Source organism: Desulfovibrio sp. (assembly GCF_047607245.1).
Taxonomy (GTDB): Bacteria; Desulfobacterota; Desulfovibrionia; order Desulfovibrionales; family Desulfovibrionaceae; genus Desulfovibrio.
This window is the reverse complement of sequence record NZ_JASGDK010000163.1, coordinates 1-7073: the sequence shown is the minus strand read 5'-3', so window position 1 is coordinate 7073 and position 7073 is coordinate 1. Positions and strand designations below refer to the sequence as shown.

5 protein-coding genes and 1 pseudogene are annotated in these 7073 nt (G+C 58.3%); 4 read left to right on the top strand and 2 right to left on the bottom strand.

Annotated features, from left to right (window positions below; genetic code table 11):
* Together QM579_RS12290 and QM579_RS12285 are read right to left on the bottom strand one after the other, a co-directional pair.
* Positions 1-430 (bottom strand): annotated as a pseudogene (locus tag QM579_RS12290) (cobyrinic acid a,c-diamide synthase); the annotation flags it as partial.
* A 431-nt stretch (positions 431-861) separates the two neighbouring features.
* Positions 862-2139, bottom strand: a complete 1278-nt coding sequence (locus QM579_RS12285; protein WP_414999427.1) for an IMP cyclohydrolase — start codon at positions 2137-2139, stop codon at positions 862-864.
* Positions 2140-2341: 202 nt separating this feature from the next.
* Here QM579_RS12285 and QM579_RS12280 point away from each other — a divergent pair, with 202 nt between their 5' ends.
* The 4 genes from QM579_RS12280 to QM579_RS12265 form a co-directional block, all read left to right on the top strand.
* Positions 2342-2701 (top strand): hypothetical protein, encoded by a 360-nt coding sequence (locus QM579_RS12280; RefSeq protein ID WP_414999426.1) that lies wholly within the window; start codon positions 2342-2344, stop codon positions 2699-2701.
* A 414-nt stretch (positions 2702-3115) separates the two neighbouring features.
* A complete protein-coding gene (locus tag QM579_RS12275) occupies positions 3116-4393 on the top strand; it encodes an adenylosuccinate synthase (RefSeq protein ID WP_414999425.1) in 1278 nt (425 codons plus the stop codon).
* Between the two features lie 20 nt (positions 4394-4413).
* Positions 4414-5325: a DNA polymerase III subunit delta' gene (locus QM579_RS12270; protein WP_414999424.1), complete on the top strand. Its 912-nt coding sequence runs from the start codon at positions 4414-4416 to the stop codon at positions 5323-5325.
* A 127-nt stretch (positions 5326-5452) separates the two neighbouring features.
* On the top strand, positions 5453-7073 hold a 1621-nt coding region (locus tag QM579_RS12265), incomplete at its 3' end, for a transporter substrate-binding domain-containing protein (RefSeq protein ID WP_414999423.1).

Sequence of the window (7073 nt, the reverse complement as noted above, 5' to 3'; positions counted from 1 at the left end):
CTCGCGACAATTCGGCTGTGGAGCACGAGCCCTGTGCGTCCATGCCGTCGAAAAATCCCCGGTTGCCCTCCAGCAGCCCAAGCAAGCGCCCAGACTGCGGCGCAGAAAGGCCCCCGCATCCGCAGCCATTGACCTGTCTGGCAGCAGCAACCCGCATGGTGTGTACAAAAAGCGCGCGCAGGCGCGGCGCTTCAAGAAAATAGGGATCAAGATTGGCGGCGGGCAAGCCAGCGGCCAGACGCAGCCATGCCGCGTCAATATAGTCCGGCCCTTTCTTGAAGGGTTGCACCGTGACGCCACGCAAGGCAAAGGCGCGGCACAAGCCCAAAGAAAGCAGAGTTTTGCCGCCGCCGCCCGAAAGGGCTGTCACGCAAAGCCGGGGCAAAAACGTCGGCAGGACGGCAGTATGGGGCGTGGTTACTTGGCTCATGGCGCTCCGCGTGGTGATCGGGCCAGATTGGGGCAGTAAGGTTGCAGACCGGGTGGATGAAAAATTGCTGTCAGGCGGTTTCAAGATAAAGGGACTCTGGCACTGCCGAAAAACAGATCGCAGCCAAACCGTTCGCTCACGCAGGGCGGCTCGCGGTGCAGCAAGGACGCTCTGTATTGCTGGCACGCATACCGCCAGGCAGAAAACTGTCTTTATCCCTTGAGGATGCGCACACGCAGGCGCGCATCCTCAAGGGCCGTTCTGTCTGAGTATTGCTTGGGGAAGCACTGATTAAAGAGCCTCCTGGAAACGAGCAGTTATTTCGTTCGGCAAGGCGCGATCTTTTTTTGAAGCAGGAGTGGACTCTTCCGTCCTCGACTGTTTCAAAAAAAGGGAAGCAACGCCGCCAAACGGAATAAATCAGCGTTTCCTTAATGCTTGAACGAACGCTGCCCCGTATACACCATTGCCACCTGCGGGCTGGCTTCATTGCAGGCCATGATCACTTCCGCATCGCGCATGGAACCACCGGGCTGCGCAATGGCAGTAACGCCCTGCGCCAAAGCCACGTCCACGCCGTCACGGAAGGGGAAAAAGCCGTCAGACACCAGGGCCGAACCAACGAGACCGCCGTGGGTCTCTTCAGTACGCCGCTCGATGTCGGCCAGCTTTTCCGCCATATCTGCATCCTGCGCAGCCTTGAGCTTGAGCTCGTACAAGGTCATGCCCAGTTCGCGGAAAGCCAGCGTGTCAGCATATTTGGTATGCGCCTTGTGGATGGCAAGCTCCACGCAGCCCACGCGGTCCTGCTCGCCTGTGCCGATGGCAAGGGTTGCACCGTCGCGAACAAAAATGACCGAATTGGAAGTAACCCCGGCCTCCACGGCCCAGGCAAAGCGCAGGTCATCCAGTTCCGCCGGGCTGGGCGCACGCGCCGCCACGGAAAGGCCTTCCTTGGTGGTGGCTGTGGCTGGCAGAAAATCCTTGCCGGAAAGTATGCGGTTCACAAAAGATTTTTGCACCACAATGCCGCCGTCGGCCAGACTTTTGATATCAAGAAACGCCGAAGAGGTCAGTTCTTCCAGCCGGCCAAGACCGGGCAGTTCCATAATGCGCAAATTTTTACGGCCCTTGAGGATCTCAACCGCGCCCTCTTCAAAAGCCGGGGCAGCCACCACTTCAAAGTAGTTGGCAGCCACAATTTCTGCGGCTTCACGGGTGAAAGGACGGTTGACCACCACAGCCCCGCCAAAAGCGGCGATGCGGTCGCACCAGAACGCCTTGTCAAGGGCAGCGGCCACGCCGTCCTTGCTCCAGGCCGCGCCGCAAGGATTGTTGTGCTTCAAAATAATGGCCGCAGGACGGTCAGCGAGGTACTGAAGAATATTGGCCCCGTTATCGACATCAGTCAGATTGGTTTTGCCGGGGTGTTTGCCCGCCTGGATCATCTGCTCTTCGGTCATAGCAGAAACAATGCCGTGTCCGGGGCCACGCCACTGGAGGCCGCCACAGGTGATGGAACCTTCTTTCAGGGCATAAAGGGCTGCGGGCTGATCGGGGTTCTCCCCGTAGCGCAGGCCTTTTTCCTCGCCATCCAGCGTCCAGACGCGCTTTTGAAAGACGAGTTTTTCATCACCAAGAATAATGGTCATAGTTTCGGGAAAAGCGTCCTTACGGACAGTGCTGTACATGGCCTTGAGATCCGACATGCGTGCCTCCAGATGTTCGCTGGTCAGGTGAGGGCTCTGCATAGCACAGAATGCCCCGCGCCACCAGACCCAAGGCAGCCGCCCGGCGGCTGCTCGCACGCGTTGACGAAATTCGAGCCAGGCCCTACATTGCCTTGTCCCCCACGGGGCACACAACGCGGGCCGCAGTTTGCTGCCATTGGCCCGCATCAGCGGAGGATATATGGAAAAACTGCTCGCCCGGCTGGCACAGCAACTGGATACTATTGACGAAGCGTCGCTTATGTCGCTGTGGAGCAAGTACGCCACCACAACCAGCCGCTTTGAACCCACCAAAAGATGGGAAGAGGCAACCCTCATCTTTTCTCTCATCCAGGCCAAGCGCTGGAAAAACCAGCTCTTCAACTTTCACTGGTCGCGTCAGAGCCAGGGACAGGAAGGACTTGATCCGCAATTGCCCAACCTCGCTCCCGACTTTGCCCTTGAAACGCCGCAGGAACCTGCGCCCGCACAACGCTGCAGGGTTCTGGAGTTCCGCCCCCTCAAGCAAAACAGCGAAAATGGCGAAAATGACGGCAAGTAGGAAATTTCAGCGCTGAGCACGGTTAATGACTAGGCGGAAACCGAACCGTCCGCTGTCATGCCACGGGCGGCCTGTTGAAAAATACGGCTTTAGCGCGTCTCCCCCTTGAAATATAAAACATTTCAAGCAATCGGGTCTCAGGCAATATCTACACAAACTCCGGCTACGCCCTGCCCTTGCCGCCAACAACCTTTGGCGCATGGGCATGCCCCTGCGCAAAGGCCGCCAGGAGCCAGATTCCAACCCATTATGAACATTTGACTTGTATTTGCATACGAGATAGGTACCATGAAAGGCTTTGCGTCCCGTTTTTGGCACGTTGACAAAGCGTTCATTTGTTGCGTCCAAAGGCGCACAACGCTTCCTTCATGACAGCACGCCGCCCCGGCCGCGGCGTTTCAGGCAGGTAATATCATGGCTAATACGGTCATCATCGGCGCACAGTGGGGCGACGAAGGCAAGGGCAAAATCGTTGACATGCTGAGCGCCCAGAGCCGGGCCATTGTCCGTTTTCAAGGCGGCAACAATGCCGGGCACACCATCAAGGTTCAGGGCGAAGAAACCATTCTGCACCTCATTCCCTCCGGCATTTTGCATGATGGCAAAATATGCCTCATCGGCAATGGCGTAGTGCTCGACCCCTTTGTGTTCCTTGAAGAAGTGGACCATCTGGCTGCCAAGGGCATTGACGTTTCTCCCGCCAGGCTTGGCATCAGCAAAAAGGCCCACCTCATCATGGCCTACCACAAGAGCCTGGACAAAGCCCGCGAAGCCAAGCGCGCCGCCCAAAAGATCGGCACCACCGGACGCGGCATCGGCCCCTGTTATGAAGACAAGGCCGCGCGCGTAGGCCTGCGGGCTGGCGATCTGGCCAATCCTGCCCTGCTGCGCGCCAAAGTGGCGCACGCCCTGCAGGAAAAAAACACCCTGCTGCGCGACCTGTACAAATTTGATCCGCTGGACGAAGCCGCCGTATGCGAAGAACTGCTGGCGCTGGCTCCGCGCCTTGTGCCCTATCTGACTGAAGTGGAAGACAGGCTTCAGGAAATACAGGCGGAAGGCGGCGACATTCTTTTTGAAGGCGCTCAGGGCATTCACCTGGATATCGACCACGGCACCTACCCCTTTGTGACTTCTTCCAATACCGTCGCGGGCAATGCCTCCGCCGGTTGCGGCGTTGGCCCTTCAAGCCTCGACCGCGTGGTAGGCATCGTCAAGGCCTACACCACCCGCGTGGGCTCCGGCCCCTTCCCCACAGAGCAGCTTGACGATACGGGCAGCTACCTGCGCACTCAGGGCCACGAATTCGGCGCAACCACGGGCCGCCCCCGCCGCTGCGGCTGGCTGGACGCCGTGGTGCTGCGTGAAAGCGTGCGCCTGTGCGGCATGACAGATATTGCCCTGACCAAGCTGGACGTCCTGCAGAACCTTCCCGGCCTGCGCATTTGCGTGGCCTATGAGCATGAAGGCCGCAAGCTCGACTATATGCCGCAGGAAGAAGGCGCTCTGGAAAAAGTCACCCCGGTTTATGAAGATCTGCCCGGCTTTGAAGAAGACATCACCGGGTGCACCCGCTTTGACGACCTGCCCGAAACCGTACGCTCCTACATTGCCCGCATTGAAGAGCTTGTGGGCGTGAAGGTGAGCCTGGTTTCCGTGGGCGCCGAGCGCAAGCAGACCATCGTGCGCTAAGGCGCACCTGCCGTGCGCCTATGAACGCGCCACTGCTACAGGCTATTGCCGGTACGGCCTTTGACCGCCTCAAGGAAATTCTGAACCGCCTTGGGGCGGCTCCGCCTCAGGTATTGCTGCTTGAAGGCGGCAGCGAGCACCAGCGGCGCGACATGGCCCTTTACTGGGCTGCGCGCATCAATTGCCCGCAGGCCTCCGGCACGGGTTCCCCCTGCCTTGCGTGCCCTGCCTGCCTGCAAACGGCTGCGGGCGAGCATCTGGACCTTGCGGCCTATGACGGGCGCATCAGCAACCGCGAAGACGAAGAAAATCCCGGCCCCGTGCGCGCCTTCAATATGGAGCGCGTGCGGGAGCTTAAAAGCCGCCTGCGCGATGCGCCACACGGCCCTGGCCGCAGGGTGGTTGTTCTCTCTGGACTGAGCCTTACCCGTGACGAAGCCGCCAATGCCTTACTCAAGGCGCTTGAAGAACCTTCCGCCACCACAGTATTTGTTCTGCTTGCCCCCCAACGCGAGCAGCTTCTGCCTACCCTGGTTTCCCGTTCGTTCTGCCTCACCCTGCCCTGGCCCGACAGCCACAGCGTGGACGACGACATGCGCCCCTGGGAAGAAAAACTGGCGCATTTTTTGTTGAGCGGCCAGGGGCTTCTTGATGCTCTTGCAGCCAAGGGAGCTCTGGACGCCACAGGGGCCGCACGCCTCATGCTCGGTTGCCAGAAAGCCATAAACCGTATAATATCAAAACCGATACCTGATAACGTATCCTCACCGCTCGACGCAGCTCTGGCGACCCTGCGGCCACAAGGTCTGGCTCTGGTCTGCCAATGGCTCGCCGAAGCACAGGACGCCCTGCAATACGGTTTGACTCCTGCGCGTGTGGTCGAGGCTCTGGCCGCACGTATTTATGCGTTACGGCTGCGGGGTGGCGGTTAAGACGGTAACTGTTCGAAAGCCGAAACTGGCGCTGCAATGTATGCGCCCGGCATTTGCGGTTGGCGCGTGGTGACAGGTCTTTGCCGGTAACGGGCATAGCGTATAGCGTGTCAGCGGCCAGCCAACGATGCCGGATCGACTACTGGCGCAAGGCTTCAATGGGGGACAAGGGCACATGCACAGGAACATACGCGTCCTGGCGCTTCTTGCCTGGGCGGTTCTTTGCCTGGTGCAGGCGGCGTCGCCTTTGCCGTCCTATGCTGCTTCCCGTACTGTATGGGTGGGGGTCTTTCCTCTAGCGGGCTTTCACCGCATGGAAAACGGCCAGGCTGTCGGCTACAGTGTGGATTATCTGGAGCACGTCAGCAGGTACGCCGGCTGGCGGGTGGAGTACGTTCACTTTGACAACTGGCATGCCGCGCTTGAAGCTCTGAACAAAGAACACATAGATCTTCTGGGCGGCGCCCTGTTCTCTCCTGAACGCGCCAAGCGTTTTCTGTACAGCCCTTATGCTTACGGCACCACCTACACGGCCCTCATCGCCCCCAAGGGCACACCTTTTATCTATGAAGATTTCAAGAATTTTGAAAAACTGCGCATAGGCAGAACTGTCGAAAGCCCCTGGCAAAAGGGCTTTGCGAACTACGCCAAGCATAGCGGCTTCACACCGCCACCGCTTCTACCTTTCAGCGACCTCACAGCGCTGCGGCAAGCTATGACCGAAGGCAAGCTGGACGCCATACTGACCACGGTGACCGCCCTCAAGGACGACGAAACCATTCTTGCCAAGTATGATCCCCTGCCTTTCTTCTTTATAACCACCAATTCCAACCCAGCTCTGATGGAAGAGCTGGAACAGGCCATGGCCCAGCTGAAGCTCGAACAGCCTGATCTTGAAAACAGGCTGGCCCGCGCCCATATGTGGCGCAGCTACCAGACCCCGCTGACCAAGGCTGAGCGCGATTTTGTCACTGAAAGCCCCGCCTTGCGCGTGGGCTACGTTCCGGACCGCAAACCCATGTCCTGGTTTGAGCCAGAAACAGGCGAAGCCAGAGGTATATTGCCCGACATTCTGCGCCTTATGGGACGAACCAGCGGCCTGCGCTTCACCTTTGTGCCCATGAATGAGCCGGATACAAATCTTGATGAGTATTTTGTACGCGACAAGATTGATCTGTGCGCCGGGGTCATGTTCACACCGGGCAACAAGACCAGTCCTGTCTACAGGCTCTCTTCTCCCCTGCTGCGCAGTGGATTAAGCCTGTACGGCAAAAATTTTTTTGAAATTACTCCCAAGACGTCCCTGTCGGTTGCCATGCCTGCAAACTGGTATGATGGCCGCAACTACCTTGAAATGTTCTATCCAGACATGCGGCTGTGTTTCTTCAATAATACGGAAGAATGCCTGAAAGCGGTCGCCGAAGATCAGGCTGACCTGCTGCTGCAAAATACGCTTGAGGTGGACTACCTTCTGACCAAGCCACGCTTCAGAGACATCCTGCCGCTGCAGGGGTATAACGGCTTTGAAGATACCCGCCTGGCCGTCAACGCGACAATGCCGCCCATACTGCTTACCCTGCTCAACAAGCAGCTCATGGATGTTGACGAAAAAAGCAAAGGGCAGATCATTTCCGAAAATATTTCTGCAGTAGCCACGCCCCTGAGCCTCAAGGATATGGCTTACGAATACCGTACCCTGCTTCTGGTCGTTGGCGAGCTGCTGCTCTTTGCTCTGGCTCTTCTTGGCT

Coding starts and splice junctions, on each gene's coding strand:
- QM579_RS12270 (WP_414999424.1), top strand. CDS start 4,414: ATGAACGCGCCACTGCTACAGGCTATTGCCGGTACGGCCTTTGACCGC.
- QM579_RS12280 (WP_414999426.1), top strand. CDS start 2,342: ATGGAAAAACTGCTCGCCCGGCTGGCACAGCAACTGGATACTATTGAC.
- QM579_RS12275 (WP_414999425.1), top strand. CDS start 3,116: ATGGCTAATACGGTCATCATCGGCGCACAGTGGGGCGACGAAGGCAAG.
- QM579_RS12285 (WP_414999427.1), bottom strand. CDS start 2,139: ATGTCGGATCTCAAGGCCATGTACAGCACTGTCCGTAAGGACGCTTTT.